Origin of the sequence: Nocardioides oceani, from assembly GCF_030412965.1 — a bacterium.
Taxonomy (GTDB): domain Bacteria; phylum Actinomycetota; class Actinomycetes; order Propionibacteriales; family Nocardioidaceae; genus Nocardioides; species Nocardioides oceani.
In genome coordinates, this window is record NZ_JAUHJQ010000011.1 from 22,532 (window position 1) to 40,758 (window position 18,227).

General features: G+C 68.5%; 18 protein-coding genes. 14 read left to right on the top strand and 4 right to left on the bottom strand.

Annotation, left to right across the window (positions count from 1 at the left end; translation table 11 throughout):
• Positions 1–58 precede the first annotated feature (58 nt).
• The 4 genes from QWY28_RS19700 to QWY28_RS19715 are packed head-to-tail and all read left to right on the top strand — an operon-like array spanning position 59 to position 6,522.
• Positions 59–1,423: a type I restriction-modification system subunit M gene (locus tag QWY28_RS19700; RefSeq protein ID WP_300954383.1), complete on the top strand. Its 1,365-nt coding sequence runs from the start codon at positions 59–61 to the stop codon at positions 1,421–1,423.
• Positions 1,424–1,430: 7 nt separating this feature from the next.
• Entirely contained in the window at positions 1,431–2,063 is a 633-nt protein-coding gene (locus tag QWY28_RS19705; protein WP_300954384.1) for a hypothetical protein, read from the top strand.
• Positions 2,060–3,286, top strand: coding sequence for a restriction endonuclease subunit S (locus tag QWY28_RS19710; RefSeq protein WP_300954385.1), 1,227 nt, complete (start codon positions 2,060–2,062; stop codon positions 3,284–3,286). The genes QWY28_RS19705 and QWY28_RS19710 overlap by 4 nt, the downstream gene beginning before the upstream one ends.
• Positions 3,287–3,291: 5 nt before the next feature.
• Positions 3,292–6,522: a type I restriction endonuclease subunit R gene (locus QWY28_RS19715; protein WP_300954386.1), complete on the top strand. Its 3,231-nt coding sequence runs from the start codon at positions 3,292–3,294 to the stop codon at positions 6,520–6,522.
• Between the two features lie 63 nt (positions 6,523–6,585).
• Here the strand turns inward: QWY28_RS19715 and QWY28_RS19720 are convergent, their stop codons facing one another.
• Both QWY28_RS19720 and QWY28_RS19725 read right to left on the bottom strand, forming a co-directional pair.
• Complete coding sequence (locus QWY28_RS19720; RefSeq protein ID WP_300954387.1) at positions 6,586–7,488, bottom strand: Abi family protein; 903 nt, start codon at positions 7,486–7,488, stop codon at positions 6,586–6,588.
• Positions 7,489–7,608: 120 nt separating this feature from the next.
• Positions 7,609–8,385, bottom strand: coding sequence for a YfbU family protein (locus QWY28_RS19725; RefSeq protein WP_300954388.1), 777 nt, complete (start codon positions 8,383–8,385; stop codon positions 7,609–7,611).
• A gap of 449 nt (positions 8,386–8,834) precedes the next feature.
• Between QWY28_RS19725 and QWY28_RS19730 the strand changes: the two genes are divergently transcribed.
• Genes QWY28_RS19730 through QWY28_RS19745 form a run of 4 tightly spaced genes read left to right on the top strand, consistent with a single transcriptional unit; the run spans position 8,835 to position 11,578 of the window.
• Positions 8,835–9,506, top strand: a complete 672-nt coding sequence (locus tag QWY28_RS19730; protein ID WP_300954389.1) for an ArsR/SmtB family transcription factor — start codon at positions 8,835–8,837, stop codon at positions 9,504–9,506.
• Between the two features lie 11 nt (positions 9,507–9,517).
• Positions 9,518–9,991: a hypothetical protein gene (locus tag QWY28_RS19735; RefSeq protein WP_300954390.1), complete on the top strand. Its 474-nt coding sequence runs from the start codon at positions 9,518–9,520 to the stop codon at positions 9,989–9,991.
• Positions 9,984–10,697, top strand: coding sequence for a DsbA family protein (locus tag QWY28_RS19740; RefSeq protein WP_300954392.1), 714 nt, complete (start codon positions 9,984–9,986; stop codon positions 10,695–10,697). Before QWY28_RS19735 ends, QWY28_RS19740 begins: the two co-directional genes overlap by 8 nt.
• Positions 10,697–11,578, top strand: coding sequence for a cytochrome c biogenesis CcdA family protein (locus QWY28_RS19745; protein ID WP_300954393.1), 882 nt, complete (start codon positions 10,697–10,699; stop codon positions 11,576–11,578). Before QWY28_RS19740 ends, QWY28_RS19745 begins: the two co-directional genes overlap by 1 nt.
• Positions 11,579–11,662: 84 nt before the next feature.
• Here the strand turns inward: QWY28_RS19745 and QWY28_RS19750 are convergent, their stop codons facing one another.
• Positions 11,663–11,929 carry a metal-sensitive transcriptional regulator gene (locus QWY28_RS19750; RefSeq protein WP_300954394.1) on the bottom strand — a complete coding sequence of 89 codons (267 nt, stop codon included), beginning with the start codon at positions 11,927–11,929 and terminating at the stop codon, positions 11,663–11,665.
• Positions 11,929–12,342, bottom strand: a complete 414-nt coding sequence (locus tag QWY28_RS19755; protein ID WP_300954396.1) for a DUF302 domain-containing protein — start codon at positions 12,340–12,342, stop codon at positions 11,929–11,931. The genes QWY28_RS19750 and QWY28_RS19755 overlap by 1 nt, the downstream gene beginning before the upstream one ends.
• Positions 12,343–12,482: 140 nt before the next feature.
• On the opposite strand from QWY28_RS19755, the gene QWY28_RS19760 reads away from it, so the two are divergent.
• From QWY28_RS19760 to QWY28_RS19785, 6 genes are all read left to right on the top strand, one after another.
• Entirely contained in the window at positions 12,483–12,785 is a 303-nt protein-coding gene (locus QWY28_RS19760) for a rhodanese-like domain-containing protein (protein ID WP_300954397.1), read from the top strand.
• 7 nt (positions 12,786–12,792) lie between these two features.
• On the top strand, positions 12,793–14,244 hold the full coding sequence (locus QWY28_RS19765; RefSeq protein WP_300954398.1) for an MBL fold metallo-hydrolase: 1,452 nt from the start codon (positions 12,793–12,795) through the stop codon (positions 14,242–14,244).
• A gap of 1 nt (position 14,245) precedes the next feature.
• Positions 14,246–15,076 (top strand): sulfite exporter TauE/SafE family protein, encoded by an 831-nt coding sequence (locus QWY28_RS19770; protein WP_300954400.1) that lies wholly within the window; start codon positions 14,246–14,248, stop codon positions 15,074–15,076.
• Between the two features lie 118 nt (positions 15,077–15,194).
• A complete protein-coding gene (locus tag QWY28_RS19775) occupies positions 15,195–17,396 on the top strand; it encodes an MMPL family transporter (RefSeq protein ID WP_300954402.1) in 2,202 nt (733 codons plus the stop codon).
• Between the two features lie 197 nt (positions 17,397–17,593).
• Entirely contained in the window at positions 17,594–17,761 is a 168-nt protein-coding gene (locus tag QWY28_RS19780; protein WP_300954403.1) for a DUF8730 family Cys-rich protein, read from the top strand.
• A gap of 15 nt (positions 17,762–17,776) precedes the next feature.
• Positions 17,777–17,980, top strand: a complete 204-nt coding sequence (locus tag QWY28_RS19785; protein WP_300954404.1) for a YgaP family membrane protein — start codon at positions 17,777–17,779, stop codon at positions 17,978–17,980.
• Positions 17,981–18,227: the final 247 nt, after the last annotated feature.

The window sequence follows — 18,227 nt, forward strand, 5'->3', positions numbered from 1 at the left end:
TCTGCCGGTGGCTCAGGTGGCACGCCCTGGCGTCTGAGAATCCGGAGAACCCCCTGCCGTGTCCGTCCTGTCCAGCTTCGTGTGGAGTGTTGCCGACACCCTCCGGGGTCCGTACGCCGAGGCAGAGTACGGCTCGGTGATCCTGCCCTTCACGGTCCTGCGCCGATTGGAGTGCGTCATGGGCCCGCACCGCGAGGCGATGGCGGAGATCGTCGCGCAGTACCAGGGAGAACAGCAGCGGCGAACCCACCTGAAGATAAGAACGCGCACGGAGGACTCCGCCGGGCTCTCGTTCTGGACGACCAGCGACTACACACTGAAGAAGGCCCTACAGGATCCAGACAACCTGGCAGAGAACCTGATCGATTACGTCGGCGGCTTCTCGTCCAACCTCGATGTCTTCAAGTCCTTCGACTTCGAGAACGTGATCCGCACGCTCGAGTCACGCGACCGGCTCGCCCAGGTCACTCGCCACTTCGAGCGGATCGACCTGTCGCCCGACGAGGTCTCCAACGCCGATATGGGCGGCCTTTTCGAGAACCTCATCTACCGCTTCGCTGAGTCGGCGAACGACGGCGCCGGCCAGTTCTACACGCCGCGCGACGTGGTGCGGCTGCTAGTCGACCTGGTCTACGCCGACGACACCGAAGCACTGCGCGACCGCGGCACCGTGCGGTCGATCTACGACCCGACGGTCGGCACCGGCGGCATGCTCACCGTCGCCGACGAGCATCTGCACGATCTCAACCCGGACGCCTCCACGGCGCTGTTCGGACAGGAGATCAACCCGCGCACCTACGCCATCTGCAAGGCGGATCTCCTGATCAAGGGTCAGGACCCGTCCAACGTCCGCCAAGGCGACACGCTGGTCGTCGACAGGTTCGAGGACCGGCGCTTCGACTACGTGCTCTCCAATCCGCCGTTCGGGACCGACTGGAAGGCCGTCGAGTCCGAGGTGAAGAACGAGCACGCCCGTGGCGGCCAGGGCCGGTTCGCTCCGGGGCTGCCGGCCGTCGGCGACGCCGCGATGCTGTTCCTGCTGCACGTCGCGTCCAAGATGCGTGACGTCGACGAGACTGGCCGCGGCGGCAAGGCGGGCATCGTCCTCAACGGCTCGCCGCTGTTCAACGGCGGCGCGGGCTCGGGCCCCTCGGAGATCCGCGGGCACATGCTCGAGAACGACCTGGTCGAGGCGATCGTCGCGCTGCCCAACGACATGTTCTATAACACCGGCATCGCCACCTACCTGTCGATCCTGTCCAACTCCAAGCCGGCCGAGCGAAAGGGCACGGTGCAGCTGATCGACGCCACCGGGCTGGGGTCGAAGCTGCGCAAGTCGATCGGCTCCAAGCGGGTCGAGATCGCCGAGAGGAGACCGCGACGCGATCGTTCGTGCGTTCGCCGGCACCACGGCAGAGAATGAGAGCCCGGTGCCGGTGAAGGTCCTCAGCAACCGTGACTTCGCTTACTGGACCGTCACAGTCGAGCGCCCGCTCCAGCTCCGCTTCGAGTGCACTTCCGAGACGATCAGTGCCGTCGCGGAGCACAAGACGCTCGGCAAGATCGACGGTCTGCGCGAAGCCCTCGAATCCTTTGGCGATGCGGTCTACCTCAACCGCGAGAAGTTCAACAAGGACATCGGCATCCATCTACGTGACCACGGTGTCAGCCTGACAGCCGCCCAGCGCAAGACGCTGTGGCAGACGATCGGCGTCCACGACGAGACAGCCGACTACTGCCGAACCACGTCGGGCAAGAACAAGGGCGAGATCGAACCTGATCCGGCGCTGCGCGACACCGAGAACGTGCCCTTCGGTTGGGGTGGGTACCCCAAGACGCACGAGGCGCTCGAGGAGACCGTTCAGGCCTACTTCGACGCCGAGGTGAAGCCGCACGTCGACGATGCCTGGGTCGACTGGGACAAGACCAAGACCGGCTATGAGATCCCGTTCACCCGCCACTTCTACACCTACGAGCCGCCGAGGCCCATCGGTGAGATCGACGCCGACCTCGAGAGGGTCGTGGGCGAGATCATGGTCCTGCTGCGCGAGGTCGAGTCGTGAGCCCGGCGGTATGGGAACGGTCGCGCCTCAAGTACGTCGCCGATTGCAACAGACATGTGCTTTCGGAGTCGACGTCTGATGACCACACATTCAAGTACGTCGACATCAGCGCCGTCGGGCAAGGAACAATGGACATCCCCGATGACACGACTCGATTCGGCGACGCCCCATCCCGTGCGCGCAGACTGGCAGAACCGGGTGACACTGTCATCTCCACGGTTCGGACGTATCTGCGCGCGGTAGCGACGGTTCCCGAGACGGACGAGAAACTGGTCTTTTCGACGGGTTTCGCGGTGTTGCACCCGCGGGCGGACGTCTCCCGGCGGTTCCTTGCTTACGTGCTCCAGGGTGACGAGTTCGTCGACAAGGTCGTCGCGAACAGCGTCGGTGTGTCCTATCCAGCGATCACAGCCACTGACCTGATGTCGCTGGATCTCCTTCTCCCGCATGTTGACGAGCAGCGTGCCATCGCCGACTACCTGGACCACGAGACGGCCCAGATCGACGCCCTTGTGGCGAAGCAGGGGGAGTTCATCGGGTTGCTTCGGGAGCGACGTGACACCGTCGTCCGTCTGGCGATCACAGAACGAACGGGCGAATTCCCCGTCGACAAGCTTGGCCGATCCGCGAAGGTCGGCAATGGCTCCACGCCACGACGAGACGTTGATCGGTACTGGCGCGACGGCGACGTGCCGTGGTTGACCTCAGCCGCGGTCAACCTTCCTGAGGTGACAACCGCGGACCAACTTGTGACCGATGCAGCCGTGCGCGAGTGTCACCTACCGATGGTTGAGCCGGGCGACTTGCTCATCGGTCTGATCGGTCAAGGACCCACCCGGGGTATGGCGACGATCAGCCGAGTTCGGGCGACCTTGAGCCAGAACCTCGCCTATATCGCCCCGGACCAATCGAAGTGGAAGTCGGAGTATTTGCTCTGGGCCCTTCGGGCGTCGTATCGGGAGATCCGACAGAAGGGTGCCGAAAGCGGCGCTGCCCAGGGGATGCTCAACACCGACGACATTCGGCGAATCCGCGTCGCGATGCCGCTGATCTCGGAGCAATCGCGGATCGTCTCGCGACTCGACGATGAGACCTCTCGCATCGACGCCCTGATCGCCAAGGCCGAGGAGCACATCGCCCTCGCCAGGGAGCGGCGCTCGGCGCTGATCACGGCAGCAGTGACCGGGCAGATCGACGTACGGACAGCACGGAAGGCGAGCTGAGACCCATGGCAGTACCGGACGGTACGCGCGAGGACGCGTTCGAGGCTGAGATTGCCGAGTACCTGGCCGCGAACGGCTGGGAGTACAGCGAGTCCGACGAGGGCTACGACGTCGAGCGGGCGATCTGGCCCGAGGACGTGCACTGGTGGCTGAGCGAGACGCAGCCCGACGAGTACGCGAAGGTCGTCCGGGTCGGCACGGGCGCTGAGCAGGCCGATCGCGAAGCGCTTCTCGACTCGCTCGTGTCCCGGCTGGACACGCCGATGAGTTCTGGCGGCGGAACACTGAACGTGTTGCGGCGGAAGTTCTCCCACACCCGCGGTGCGACCGCGCACCTGCGGATGTGCCAGTTCAAGCCGGCCACCACACTCAACCGCGACGTCACCGAGCACTATGGCAAGGTGCGGCTGCGAGTGGTCCGCCAGGTGCACTTCTCACCCAAGCGTGGCGACTCCCGGTCGATCGACCTCGTACTCTTCGTGAACGGCCTCCCGGTTGCGACGATCGAGCTGAAGTCGTTCTTCAAGCAGGAGTGGCGAACAGCCGTCACGCAGTACCGCAAGGACCGCGACCCGGCGGGACAGCCGCTGCTGGGCTTCGGCACGCGTGCCCTGGTGCACTTCGCAGTGGACGATGACCAGGTCCACATGACCACGAAGCTGGCGGGCGAGAAGACGTACTTCCTGCCCTTCAACAGGGGGCACGAGGACACCGGCGCTGCCGGCAACCCGGGCAATCCTGATGGGGCGGCAACGTCCTACCTTTGGGAGCAAGTGCTGCAGCGCGACAATTGGCTGGCCATCCTCGGCTCCCAGATGTTCCTCAAGACCGAGGCTGACGAGAACCCCGCCACCGGCCGGATCAAGCGGTCGACGACGCTGATGTTCCCGCGCTACCACCAATGGCGCGCGGTGAGGAAGCTCGTCGAGACGATCGCCGACGAGGGGCCCGGTCGGCGCTACCTCGTCGAGCATTCCGCCGGGTCGGGGAAGACGAACACGATCGCGTGGACCGCCCATCGGCTCGCCCGGCTCCACGACAAGACCAACGAGAAGGTCTTCGATAAGGTCCTGATCGTCTCCGACCGCCGGGTCCTGGACGCGCAGCTGCAGCAGGCGGTCGAGCAGGTCGACGACACCGTCGGCACCGTTGCCGTCATCGACTCCGCGGCCGTGCGCCGCTCCGGCGGCTCGAAGTCGAGGGCTCTGCTCGACGCCCTGACCGGGTCGGCGCTGATCATCGTCGTGACCATCCAGACCTTCCCCAATGTGAAGGGGCTGCTGGAGACGACGCTGGGCGACAGGAACTTCGCGGTCATCATCGACGAGGCGCACACCTCCCAGTCCGGCAAGACCGCCGCAGACCTGAAGAAGGTTCTGACGGAGGGCGGGCAGGTCGCCACCGAGGAGGAGGTTGACGCGCAGGACGTTGTCAACGAGCTCGTCGAGGCCGACGTTGCCCGCGAGCAGAGGATCACTGCTGAGACCGCAGCCCGGGCCGGTGCCCTGAACGTATCCCTGCTGGCGTTCACGGCGACGCCCAAGGCGAAGACGAAGATGCTGTTCGGCCGTGACAACGACGAGGGCATGCCCGTCTCCTTCGACGTCTACCCGATGCGGCAGGCGATCGAGGAGGGCTTCATCCTTGACGTGCTGCGCGGCTACCAGACCTACAAGACGGCGTTCGAGATCGAGCAGCGCGGCGAGGCCGGCGTCGTCACCGGGATCGCCAGTACCGAGGACGACCGGCTGGTCGACCCGAAGGTCGCCACACGCCGGATCATGCGGTTCGCGAACCTGCATCCCACCAACGTGGGCCAGAAGGTCGAGATCATCGTCGAGCACTTTCGCGCCAACGTCGCCCACCTGCTGGACGGGCATGCGAAGGCCATGGTCGTCACCGAGTCGCGCCAAGCCGCGGTCCGCTACAAGATCGAGACCGACAGGTACCTGCAGCAGAAGCGCTACGGTTATCAGACGATCGTGGCCTTCTCCGACAAGATCAGCGACGACGAGTACGGCCTGGTCGACGCCACCGAGGGATCCATGAACCCTGGTCTCGGGTCCGACCTCGCGAGGGAGTTCCGCCGCCCCGAGTACCGGCTGATGCTGGTCGCTGACAAGTTCCAGACCGGCTTCGACCAGCCGCTGCTGTGCGCCATGTACGTCGACAAGAAGCTTCCGGACGTGCACGCGGTGCAGACGCTGTCGCGGCTGAACCGCACCTACCGCGCACCCTCGGGAGAGGTGAAGGACCGCACGTTCGTGCTGGACTTTGTCAACGATCCCGAGGAGATCCGCGAGGCATTCCTGACCTACTATCTCGAGGCGCATGTCGAGACCGCGACGGACCCGAACCTGGTCCACCGGCTGGCCACGAAGCTGGCCCAGGCGCGAATCTACGTGCCCGCCGACGTGGAGCGCTACGCGGCGGCATGGTGGGTGCCGAAGCAGTCCCACGCCGCGCTCGCGGCAGCAGTGACGCCGGCGCGCGACGAGTTCGCCACCCGCTGGGCAGATGCGCTTGAGCGCCAAGACACCCAAGCGCTCGACGAGCTGCGGACGTTCCGCAAGGACTGCGGCTCCTACGTGCGCCTGTACGACTTCATGTCTCAGGTCGTCGACTACGGCACCAGCGACCTGGAGAAGCTGGCCGAGTTCCTGCGGCAGCTCACGAGGCTGCTGGTAGTTCATGGTGACGGGTCCGCGGACGTCGACGTGTCCGGCCTCGAACTGCGCCGCGTGCGGCAGATCGACCAGGGGAAAGCCGATATCGCTTTGTCCGGGGACCACGACACGCCGGCGCTGGGAGGCATTTCCGGGGTCGGGTCGGGGGTGTCGCGTCAGGATCCGCAGCAGGCGCTGCTATCCGACGTGGTCGCCCGGATCAACGCCCTTTTCGGGGCTGAGTTCGCCGACCCGCAGATCGAGGGCTTCGTGGTTGCCGCGGCCGGGATGGCCGAGGAGGACCCCCGCATCGCCGACCAGATCGACCACAACGCAGTCGATCAGTTCCTGGCCTCGCCGGATCTTCGGGAGACGCTCACCGACGCCGCTGTACTGAACGAGGGCGCGTTCGGCAAGCTCACCGGCGCGCTGACCGGCGAGAACGAGCGCGCCGACGAGCTGATTCGGCTCATCGGCAGCTACCTCTACCAGTCCCGCCGCATGCGGACGTCTGACGAGGCGGATTCCGACGACGCCGATGCCTCGGACGAGCGCGGGCGACTGCAATGACGACGTGGAGATCCTCGGGCGGATGCCGCGGGGCCTTGTGGCTCACGTGATGCGCCGAGCAGGTCAGTTCGACCAGAGAGTGCTCGAGCCCTGCCAGTCGGCATGAGCACCGGTGTGGGCGATCGGCACGGCCTGCACGGTCGTCGGGTAGCTCTTGAAGACAGCCGGAAGCAGGGCGGTCCGCCCAAGCTGTAGACGGTCGAGCAGGAACTGGACCAGCGTCAGCTGCCCGAACGTGCGAGACCAGTCGGTCGACACCGCATCGAGGTCGGCGTGCACGCCGACCTTGGGCAGCCTCGGCGTGATCGTGTGAACCCGATTGAACAGCCGCCCGTGGTGGGCGCAGGTGTTGCGCACCAGGTTGAGCGCCTTCAGCCAGCTCGCGAGCTGCGGTGCGCGCAGACCACACGCGTCGGCGACAGCGTCCTGGACCTGCCGGGGAGCGAATCCGTAGAGGTAGGACAACCCGCCCCAATCGAGGACCTCGACGGCTGCCCAGGCCGGGAGACGTCCGCCGTACCTGTCGTGGTGATGGGCGACGAAGTCCTCGCGCGACCTGGCGAGCTCGTCGTGGTAGCCGGCGAGCCACTTGTGGTATTGGTTGCCGCTGCGGGCTGTGGGACCGAGGTGGTCTGGGTCGAGGTGAGCACACGGATCGACGCTGCCGAGCTCGTGGCCGAGCAGGGCCCGCAGCGCCAGCTCGATTGGGGCGAGTACCGAGAATGTGGCTGCCCTCAGCCGTGCGTCGAACTCGTAGAGCGCGACAACGTCATCGAGCTTGGTTCCCGGGTAGAAGTCGTCGACCCGGGTCCCGCTGACCTGCTGCCTGAAGGGGTACCAGTAGCCGCTGAGCCGGTAGTAGTTGACACGTCGCAGCGTCGCGACCGCCTTGACGCGGTCTCCGATGACCATGCCTCTGCCGGCGAGCAGGTCGACCTGCTCCTCGTAGGTGCGGAACGCCTTCACGTCATCGTGCACGGCGGCCGTCCGGAAAAGTGAAGACCGGCCCTGGGCCTACCGAAGTAGGCGGAACCGGTCGTGATGGCGCAAGGCTACCACCACTCGGCTGCTCGCAGCTCATCTTGATCAGTCCTCCGAGCGCCGCGACGGGTGCACCCGTGCGTCGCGGATGTGCTGCAGCTCCTCGGCCGAGAGCAGGTAGTCGTGCCGGTCCAGCCCCCCGCGGCGCTCGCGGCCGTCCATGATCCGTCGGAACTCCGCCAGCATCCTCAGGTAGGTGTCGAGCATCGGCCAGTGCGAGTTGCCGCCATCGGCACGCGCGACCTGGTCGCGCAGCTCGGTCCACCGCTCGGGCTCGCGCATCTGGAACTCGACGTAGTCGGCCATGTGGCCCTCGAGCGAGTCATCGAAGTCGAAGCCCTGGAACTCCAGCGCCCGGGCCAGCTCGCCGTCGACGGGCGTGCCCACCTTGGCCAGGTGGGCGATGCTGTAGGTCAGCATCCGGAACATCTGCAGGATGTCGACCACCCGACGGCAGTCGCGCCGCGATAGCTCGGTGCGGAATCCGGCAACCTCGTAGGAGTACTCGCCGGTGAAGCCGGACTCCAGGATCTGTGCGCGCATCAGCTGGTACTCAGGGTCACCATCAACGTCGTTCGCGTCCTTTGGCAAGACCCGTGCGAGGATCCGGTGCAGCAGCGAGAGCACCTGCCGGTCCATGATCCTCATGCTCTCCGGCGCGGGCTCCTCGCTGCGACGCCCCTCGTCCTCCTCGTACACGGGAACGACGACCTCCATGAGCAGGTCCCGGACAAACTCGCTGAGGGTCAACCCTTCGTCGTCCGCCATCTCCTTGAGTCGGTCACGGACCCGGTCGTCCAGCCGGATATTCAGAACAGCCATCTCGACCTCCCGTAAGACTGTATGACGCCTAACGTAGCACCGTCATACAAAACGCGCGGGGATCGAGTTTCAGCGTCAACTGTCGGTTGCCTCGCTGGCCAACTGGCGGTGCATGGCGGCGAGCCTCGCCTGCGGCTCGGGGTGGCTCGCGAACCAGCGCCCCTCAAGGCGCGCCCACGCTCGGTCGAGCACACCATCGGGCAGTCGTCGAACGACGTTGTCCTCGTAGAACCGCATCAGTTCTGCGGGGACCCCGCTGCATCCGTGGTCTGCCGGGGGCCGAGCCAGGCTGGTGAGACTCCCGGGGCAGTCGAGACCGGCGGAATCTGGCGCACCGTCTTCCCTGCTGACGAGCAGGGCGCCGTAGGGGGTACGGCGGTGTCGCGCCGCACGCGGCGGGACGACATTCGCGGGGTTGTACAGTCCTCCAGAGATCATTGGAGGATGACGTGGATTCGGATCGCCGACACCATCTGTTTGACGAACTGGCCGTGGTGGGCAAGGCCTTCGGCAGCCCCAAGCGGTTGGAGCTCGTCGAGCTGCTCGCGCAAGGGGAACGCACTGTCGAGAGCCTGGCACGGACGGCGGGCATGGGGATGACAACCGCCTCTGCGCACCTGCAGGTCCTCAAACTCGCCAACCTCGTCCGCACCCGGCGAGATGGCACGAAGGTGTACTACCGCCTCGCGGGTGACGACGTCGCGGAGCTGTACGTTGCCATGCGCCGGGTTGCTCGCGAGCGGTCCGCGGACGTGAGCAGGGCTCTGGAGGCGTACTTGAACCTGCCGGGTTCCGATGAGGTGGGCCTGGTCTCGCGTGCAGACCTCAAGCGATTGCTGGAGCGCGGAGAGGTCACCTTGGTCGACGTTCGCCCGCCGGAGGAGTACCTGGCAGGGCACATCCCTGGCTCGCAGAACGTGCCTCTCGGTGACCTCGGCGCTCAGGTCGAGCAGCTGCGTTCTGCAGGAGCCGTCGTGGCCTACTGCCGTGGCAGCTTCTGCGTGATGGCGCACGACGCGGTGCGCATCCTGGGCGGTGAAGGGATCGCGGCCAGACGTCTCGAGGACGGCATGCTGGAGTGGCGCGCGGCTGGCCTTCCTGTGGCGGCGGGCGCGTCATGAGGGCCGCATGGATGGTGCTGGCGTCGTGGCCGGCGCGGCGATGGCTGGTAGCACTCGCGGCGGCGGCCGGGTTCGTTCTCGTCGTCGCTGTGCCCACCGACCTGATCGACACGCCCGTCTTCGGGCGTGAGGTGCCGCCGACCTGGTGGGCGTGGCCATCGCTCCTCGTGTCCTCGCTGCTGGGCGGAGCCCTGGTGGCCACCTACGTGCGAGCTGCCCAGGTCGACGAGGCCTCCACCCGAAGAGGGGGCTGGGTGGGCGCCCTGCTCACCTACTTCGCGGTCGGGTGCCCTGTGTGCAACAAGCTCGTCTTGCTGGCCCTCGGCACCGCCGGCGCCATGACCTGGTTCGAGCCGTTCCAGCCTGTCCTGCAGGGCGTTGCCGTCCTGTTCCTGCTGTGGGCGCTGCGCCGTCGGCTGCTGGGCGAGTTGTCCTGCTCCGTCGCCACCCCCGAGACCCCGCTTGGAGACACCGTTCGTGCCTGAGTCCCGCAAGAGTCCCGTCGTCCCAATCGTTGTGGCAGTCATTGCGGCCCTCGCCCTCGCCTTCGTCTTGGCGCAAGGGGCGCTGGGGGGCGACGACCGCGGCGTCGACAACGCCGCGGACGTCGGCGCAAGTCCGACGGACCCGCCGGCCGGCTGGGACCAGCTGGTGCGCCGTGTGGACGGTGACCCCATGGCGGTTGGGGCGGTCGATGCGCCGGTGGTGATCATCGCCTACTCCGACTTCCAGTGCCCGTTCTGCGGGAAGTTCGCTCGCGAGACCGAGCCGGTCCTGGTTGAGAAGTACGTCGAGGACGGCACCTTGCGCATTGAGTGGCGGGACTTCCCCTACCTCGGCCCGGAGTCGACCGTGGCTGCCCGGGGAGGGCGGGCGGCAGCTGCCCAGGACCGCTTCTGGGAGTTTCAGCGAGCGATGTACGCCAACCAGCTGCCCCCCAACAGCGGCAAGCTCGACGAGGACCACCTGATGGCGGTGGCCAAGGACCTCGACCTCGACGTTGGCCGCTTCAGCGAGGACCTCGCGTCACCGGTGAACCTGGCTGCGATTCAGGACGACTTCGCGGAGGGCCAGGGCATCGGCGTGACCGGCACCCCCGCTTTCATCATCAACGGCGTTCCAGTGATCGGCGCTCAGCCACTCGAGGTGTTCGAGCAAGCCATTGAGAAGGCCGCCCAGGAGGCTGGCTGATGAGCGAGGTCGGTGTGATCGCGTCGTTCGCGGCCGGGATCCTGGCGCTGCTGTCACCGTGCAGCGCCCTGTTGCTCCCGTCATTCTTCGCCTACGCCTTCACCACCCGACGAGCCCTCGTGGCTCGGACGCTGGTCTTCTACCTGGGCCTGGTGGTGACCCTGGTGCCCCTCGGAACGGGCGCCAGCGCGGCGTCGTCGCTGTTCTACGGGCACCGACCGTTGCTGATCGCGGTCGCTGGCTGGACCGTCGTCGGGCTCGGCGTGCTGCAGGTGTTCGGCCGCGGATTCGCCATCCCCGGCGCGCAGCGGCTCCAAACGGCCGTCTCCGCCCGCAGCAACGGCGGTTGGCTCTCCACCTTCTTCCTGGGGGCTGTCTACGGCCTCGCAGGGTTCTGCTCGGGTCCCGTGCTGGGCGCGATCCTGACGGTCGCAGCTACCCAGGAATCGCCGGTCGAGGGAGGCGCGCTGCTTGCGGTGTACGCCCTGGGCATGGCAGCGCCGCTCCTGGTGCTCGCAGCACTCTGGGACCGGTTCGACCTCGGGAGCCGCCGATGGTTGCGTGGCCGCACGCTCTCGCTGGGGGCGGTCCGCCTCCACACGACCTCGTTGCTGGCCGGTCTGCTCTTCATCGCCGTCGGGGTCGTGTTCCTCCGCTACGACGGGACGGCAGGGCTGACCGGATCCCTGGGCCTCGGCGACCTCACCGACCTGGAGTACTCGGCCCAGCAGGCAGTCACCGAGTGGGCGGCAGCGGTGCCGGCATGGGCCGTTCCGCTGGTCGTCGCGCTGGCCGCCGCCGCCGTCGCCTGGCGGCGACGGGCGAGCCGCTCTTCACACGTGGCGCCCGAGCTCGAGCGGGTCACCACGCGTCCTGAATGAGCTCGTCGATCGCGGGTCAGGCCGCCGGCCTCGTCGTCCGAGGGCCGGCGGCCTAGCGTCACGCCGCCGCGCAGGCGGCGTGACTTACGCCAGGGAGAGGAAGAGCTTCTCCATCTTCTTCACGTCCACACCGTCGAGGCCCTCGTCGGACTCGGTCAGGCACTGCTGCAGGCCGGTCGCGACGATGGCGTAGCCGGCGCGGGAGAGCGCCTTGTTCACGGCGGCGAGCTGGGTGAGGACGGACTCGCAGTCCGAACCTTCCTCCATCATCCGGATCACGCTGGCCAGGTGGCCGTTCGCGCGCTTCATGCGCGTGATGATCGCCTTGATCTCACTCGGGTCCAGGTCCATCACTTGCTCCCCTCCAGTGCAGCCAGGGCTGCGGTCAACCGCTCGCGCGCGTCGGCAGCCACAGCGCGCAACGCGTCACCATTCTTCCCCTCGGCGGCGAACGACATCATCGCGTCCGGGTCGAACGCCTCGACCACCGTGGTCGATTCATCGACGGCTCGCACGACCACGTTGCACGGCAGCAGAGCCGCGATGGACGGCTCAGCCCCCAGTGCGCGGTGGGCGAGCTCGGGGCGGCACGCGCCCAGGATCACCTGCGGCACGACATCGACGTCGAGCTTCTTCTTCAGCGTCGCCCGCAGATCGATCTCGGTGAGCACGCCGAACCCCGCCTCGCCGAGTCGGGCGCGCACTGCCTCGACCGTCTCCGCGTACGGGCGGGCGACGGTCGTGCGGATGGTGTAGTCGGTCATGGGTATCCCTCCTGGGGGATGCGAAGTCGCGTAGTGCGGCATCCCTGGCGTCAACTGTACAACCCCCTGGGGGGTTGTGCTAAGTTCTCGACTAACCCCCCAGGGGGATGATTTTGAATCGCGATCGGAAGGAGCAGGTTATGCAAGAGGTGACCATCGACCAGGCCGCATCGGCGGCTACCGGCGCGGGCGTGATCGTGGACGTCCGCGAGCCGGCCGAGTACCGCGACGGGCACATCCCCGGTGCGGTGAACATCCCGATGGGCCAGCTGACGGCACGACTGAGCGAGATCGATCGCCACCAGCCCGTCTACGTCGTGTGCGCCTCGGGCAACCGCAGCAGCGCCATGACCGACGTCCTGACCGCAGCCGGTTTCGACGCCTTCAACGTCGCCGGCGGAACCAGCGCCTGGATCCGGTCCGGGCTCCCCGTGGAGAAGTGAGGCAGCCATGACCCACCAGCGAAACGACACCCCCGACCCTGCGACGAGCGAGGCCGAGCAGCACCCTGCCGGCGAGATCACCGTCCGCGTCGTCGAGACGCCCTCGCTCGGCGACCGCACCTACGTCGTCCACGACGGCGAGGTCGCCTTTGTCGTCGACCCCCAGCGCGACATCGACCGCGTCCAGCAGGTCCTCAAGGACGACGGTGTCCGCCTGACGCACGTGTTCGAGACCCACATCCACAACGACTACGTCACCGGCGGCCTGGCGCTCGCCGAGGCCGCCGGCGCGGCGTACCTGGTCAACGCCGAGGACGACGTCTCCTTCGACCGGACCCCGGTCCGCGACGGCGAGGTCGTCGAGGTGGGCAGCCGGATGCGGGTCCGCGCCATCGCGACCCCCGGGCACACCTTCACCCACCTGTCCTACGCGCTCTCGACGGTCACCGACGGGCACGAGGAGCCGTACGCCGTGTTCACCGGCGGGTCGCTGCTCTACGGCGCGACTGGGCGGCCCGACCTGCTCGGCACGGAGCACACCGACGAGCTCGTGCGTCACCAGCACGCCTCTGCCCACCGGCTCGCCTCCGAGCTGCCCGACGACGCCGAGGTCTACCCCACCCACGGGTTCGGCTCGTTCTGCTCGGCGACCCAGTCGGACGCCACCTCCTCGACGATCGGGCAGGAGAAGCACTCGAACCCGGTGCTGACCCAGGACGAGGAGACCTACGTCCGCGAGCTCCTCGACGGCCTGGGCGCGTGGCCGGCCTACTACGTCCACATGGGGCCCGCGAACGCCCGCGGACCACAGGCGCCGGACCTCTCCCCGGTCCAAGAGGCCGACGCGACCGAGCTGCGCCGCCGCATCGAGGCCGGCGAGTGGGTGGTGGACCTGCGCAACCGCACCGCGTTCGCCGCCGGTCACGCCCCGGGCACGGTCAACTTCGGGCTCGACGGCGCCTTCTCCACCTACCTCGGCTGGCTCATCGAGTGGGGCACCCCGCTCACCCTGCTGGGGGAGACCGCCGAGGACGTAGCGACCGCGCAGCGCGAGTTGGTCCGCATCGGCATCGACCGGCCCGCCGCGCAGGCCACCGGCGGCCCCGAGCAGTGGACGACCGGCGAGGTCGCCCACTTCCCGACCGCGACGTTCGCCGACCTCGCCCAGGTCCGCCACCACCGCCAGGTCGTCGTCCTCGACGTCCGTCGCGCCGACGAGCACGCCAAGGCCGCCATCGACGGCGCGGTCAACATCCCCGTCCACGAGCTCCCGCGCCGCGTCGCAGAGGTCCCGGACGGCGAGGTGTGGGTGCACTGCGCCGGCGGCTACCGCGCCTCGATCGCGGCGTCCTTCGTCGCGGCCGCCGGCCGCACACCGGTCGCGGTCGACGACACCTTCGACAACGCCGAGAAGGTCGGGCTCCACCTCGTCAGCCCCAGCGACGGGTCGCAGGACTGACATGAGCCTCGCCGTCGTGATCGTCGCGGTCGCCGCCGGCGCCCTGATCGGATTGTCGTTGGGGGCGCTGGGCGGGGGCGGCTCGATCATGGCCGTCCCGGTCCTGGTCTACGCACTGGACCAGTCCGCGGCGCAGGCGACCACCGGCTCGCTGGTCGTGGTCGGCGTGACCTCGCTGATCGCCGCGATCACCGCCCACCGGGCAGGCAACGTGCTCCTCGGCCGTGGCGTGGTGTTCGGCGCGGTGGCGATCGGCGGCGCCGCCGCAGGAGCGAAGGCGGCCGCGCACGTCCCCGACGACGCGCTCCTCGCAGCGTTCGCGGGCCTGATGCTGCTCGTCGGGGTCCTGATGGCGTGGCGCCAGCTCGGCCACCGCCGCGGATCGAGCGAGGACCGCCCCCGCCCCAGGCTCGACGACCCGATCATCACCTTCAGCCCGACCTTCGCCTGCCAGTGCCCGCGCGCCCTCAAGGTGCTGATCACGGCCACCGCAGTCGGGCTGCTGACCGGGTTCCTCGGCGTCGGCGGCGGGTTCCTGGTCGTCCCGGCCCTGCTCTTCGCGCTGGCACTGCCGATGGAGTACGCCGCCGGCACCTCTCTTGTCGTCATCACCATTACCAGCGCATCGGCCCTCGTGGTCCGCGCCGGCACCGGGACCAGCCCGGACTGGGGTCCGGTCCTCGCCCTCACCGCAGCATCCGCCCTGGCGGCCGTCGCCGGAGCTCGCCTGGCGGACCGGGTCGACACCGACCGACTGCAGCAGGTCTTCACTGCTCTGGTCCTCGGCGTCGCCGTCTTCACCGCAACCCAGGCCCTCCCCGCCCTGACCTGACCTGACCTCCCCGACCTGACACACCGCAGGACCGGCGCCGGCGACCGCCCACCCGGCCCGCCCGGCCCGCCCGCACTCACGCACACAACGAACCCACCCGAACGAGAAACGGATCATCATGAGCAACACGACGGCGCCCCGCCACGCGGGTCCGCCCTCCTCGCCCGGCTCGACCCGGCCGGTCAGCGCCGACATGGGGCCCCTGGGCCGCCTCGGCGTGTGGGTCACCGACCACGCCAAGCTCGTCACCGTCGTCTGGCTGCTGACCATCGCCGGCCTCGGCGCCTTCGCACCCCAGGTCGAGCACAACCTGTCCGGCGCCGGCTGGCAGGCAGAAGGCTCGGAGTCCGTGGAGGCCCGCGAGCTCGCCCGCGAGCACTTCGGCGGCAACGCCTCCTCCGCCATCCAGGTCGTCGTCCGCTCCACCGACGGGCCGGTCACCGAGGGCGAGGGCAAGGACGTCCTGGCCGAGGTCACCGCCGTCCTCGAGGCCGAGCCGCGCATCGCCGAGGTGGTCGCGCCCACGCCGGGCGCGACGCTGTCCCAGGACGGCGACACCGCGATCGTGCTCGCCGGCGCCGGTGCGGACACCAACGAGATGGTCCGCGTCGCCACCGACCTCAAGGCCGAGCTGCAAGAGCTGTCCACCGACGCCGTCGAGGTCAACCCCACCGGATCCTCGCTGCTGTGGAGCGACTTCAACGAGGCCAACCTCGACGCGATGCTGAAGTCCGAGCTCATGTCCTGGCCGGTCACCCTGGCGATCCTGGTGCTCGCCTTCGGCGCGCTCGTCGCCGCCGGCCTCCCGCTGCTCCTCACCCTCGCCGGACTCGTCGCCTCCGCCGGTTCCCTGGTGCTCATCAACGAGCTCGTGCCGGTCTCCATCTGGGCGATGAACTTCGCGATGATGTTCGCCCTCGCCCTGGGCATCGACTACGCCCTGTTCGTCGTCGTCCGCTACCGCGCCGCCCGCGCTGCGCGCGCCGGCAGCGGCCGCACCGACATCGCCGGCAAGCAGCGGGCGATCGCCCAGACCATGGACACCGCCGGCAAGGCCGTCCTGCTCTCCGGCCTGACCGTGCTGATCTCGCTGTCCGCGGTGATGCTGGTTCCCTCCCCGTCATTCCGCTCGATGGCAGGCGGGATCATGCTCTCGGTCCTCTTCGTCCTCGCCGCCACCCTCACCCTGCTGCCGCTGGTGCTGTTCAAGCTCGACGACCGCATCAACAAGCTCGCGCTCCCGTGGTCGAAGTCCGGCGAGCACCGCTCCCCGCGCTTCGCCGCCTGGGGCGAGCGGCTCTGGAAGCGGCCCCTGGTCTGGGGCCTGGCGTCCCTGGTCGTGCTCCTCGCACTCGCCGCCCCGATCGCCGGCCTCACGACCGCCATGCCCTCGATCAAGGTGCTCCCCGAGGACGCCTCGGCCCGGGTCGGCTACGACCAGGTCCAGGAGTCCTTCGGCGACGGCGCCCCCGGCACCCTGCAGCTCGTCATGAACGACGCCGACGCCGCTGCGGCCACCGAGGTGCTCAAGAACGACGACGGCATCGCCGCCGCCATGCCGCCGATGCCCGCAGCCGACGACAGCGGGCTGGTCATGGTCCAAGCGGTCCCGACCGTCGACCCCTCCGACCCGCAGCTCGGCGAGACCGTCGACCGGCTCCGCGCCGACCTCCCGGCCTCCGCCCTCGTCGGCGGCGCCCCGGTAGAGAACCTCGACCTCAAGACCCAGCTCGACGAGTCCACCCCGCTGGTCATCGGCGTCGTCCTCGTCCTCGGCTTCCTGCTCCTCCTCGTCGCCCTCCAGGCACCGCTGATCTCACTGCTCGGCACCCTGGCCAGCCTGCTGTCCACCGCCGCGGCCTTCGGCGTCGCGCGGCTGGTCTTCCAGGAGGGATACGGCGCGGACCTGCTCGGCTTCGAGTCCCAAGGCTTCCTCGACGCGTGGGCGCCGGTGTTCTTCTTCGCGATGATCTTCGCCATCGCCATGGACTACACGGTCTTCCTGCTCGCCTCGGCCAAGGAACACTACGAGCGCACCGGCGACCCGAAGGAAGCGATGGTCGGCTCGCTCGCCCACTCCGGCCGGGTGATCTTCGCCGCCGGCGCCGTCATGGTCGCGGTGTTCTTCACCTTCGCCCTGTCCGGCCCCATCCCGCCCAAGGAGATGGGCGTCGTCCTCGGCGTCGCGGTCCTGCTCGACGCGTTCCTCGTCCGCCTGGTCCTGCTCCCGGTCCTGCTCCGCCTCACCGGCAACGCCGCCTGGTACACCCCGGCCTGGCTCAAGAGGATCCTGCCCAACATCACCTTCGCCCACGACTGAGGGTCCCTGACCGTTGGCACGCCCCTAGCGCGCCTTTCGCACGACCTTCAGCACGCTCCAGCGGCCGGTGCGCGGCGCAGTTCTCGACCTCGTCGAGGGAGTTCCGCGCGCCGGCCCGCCTGGCGGACGCAACTTGCGACTGCTGCCCCCACCGCCGCACACCCGTGCGCAACCGCCAATCAAGGAGAACCACGCCCATGTGCCGTGCAACAACCTGTCGCACCTGCAAGAAGACGACCTGGGCCGGCTGCGGCCAGCACATCAACCAGGTCAAGGCCGCCGTGCCCGCCAGCCAGTGGTGCCCCGGCCACCCCAAGGCTGAGCGTTCCGGGGGCGGCTTCCTCAGCCGCCTGCTCGGCCGCTGAAATGAGGATCGACACGTGAACATCGACCGCGCAATCTTCCTCCTCGCCGGAACGCTCGTCGTACTCAGCGCGCTGCTCACCCTGCTCGTCTCGCAGTGGTGGGTGCTCCTGGCCGCCTTCGTCGGCCTCAACCTGGCGCAGTCCAGCCTCACCGGCTTCTGCCCCGCGGCCGTCCTGCTCCGCAGATTCGGTGTCGCCAGCGGCTGCGCGCTCCGCTGACCCACGGCGTCGGGGGGGGGGGGGGGGCGGGGGGGGGGGCCCCCCCCCCCCCCCCGGGGGGGGGGGGGGGCGCCCCCCCCCCCCCCGCGGCTCCACCCGCCCTTCGGCGCTGGCTGACGAACCGTGGGCCTACCGTCCGGTTTGGTCACGGTGGAAGCCCCATGACCGGCTCGCCGCGTCGGGATGAAAGGCGCTGATAAGTTTATCAACGTCTGCGCCGCAAGTGTCATGGCGCAACGCTCACCCA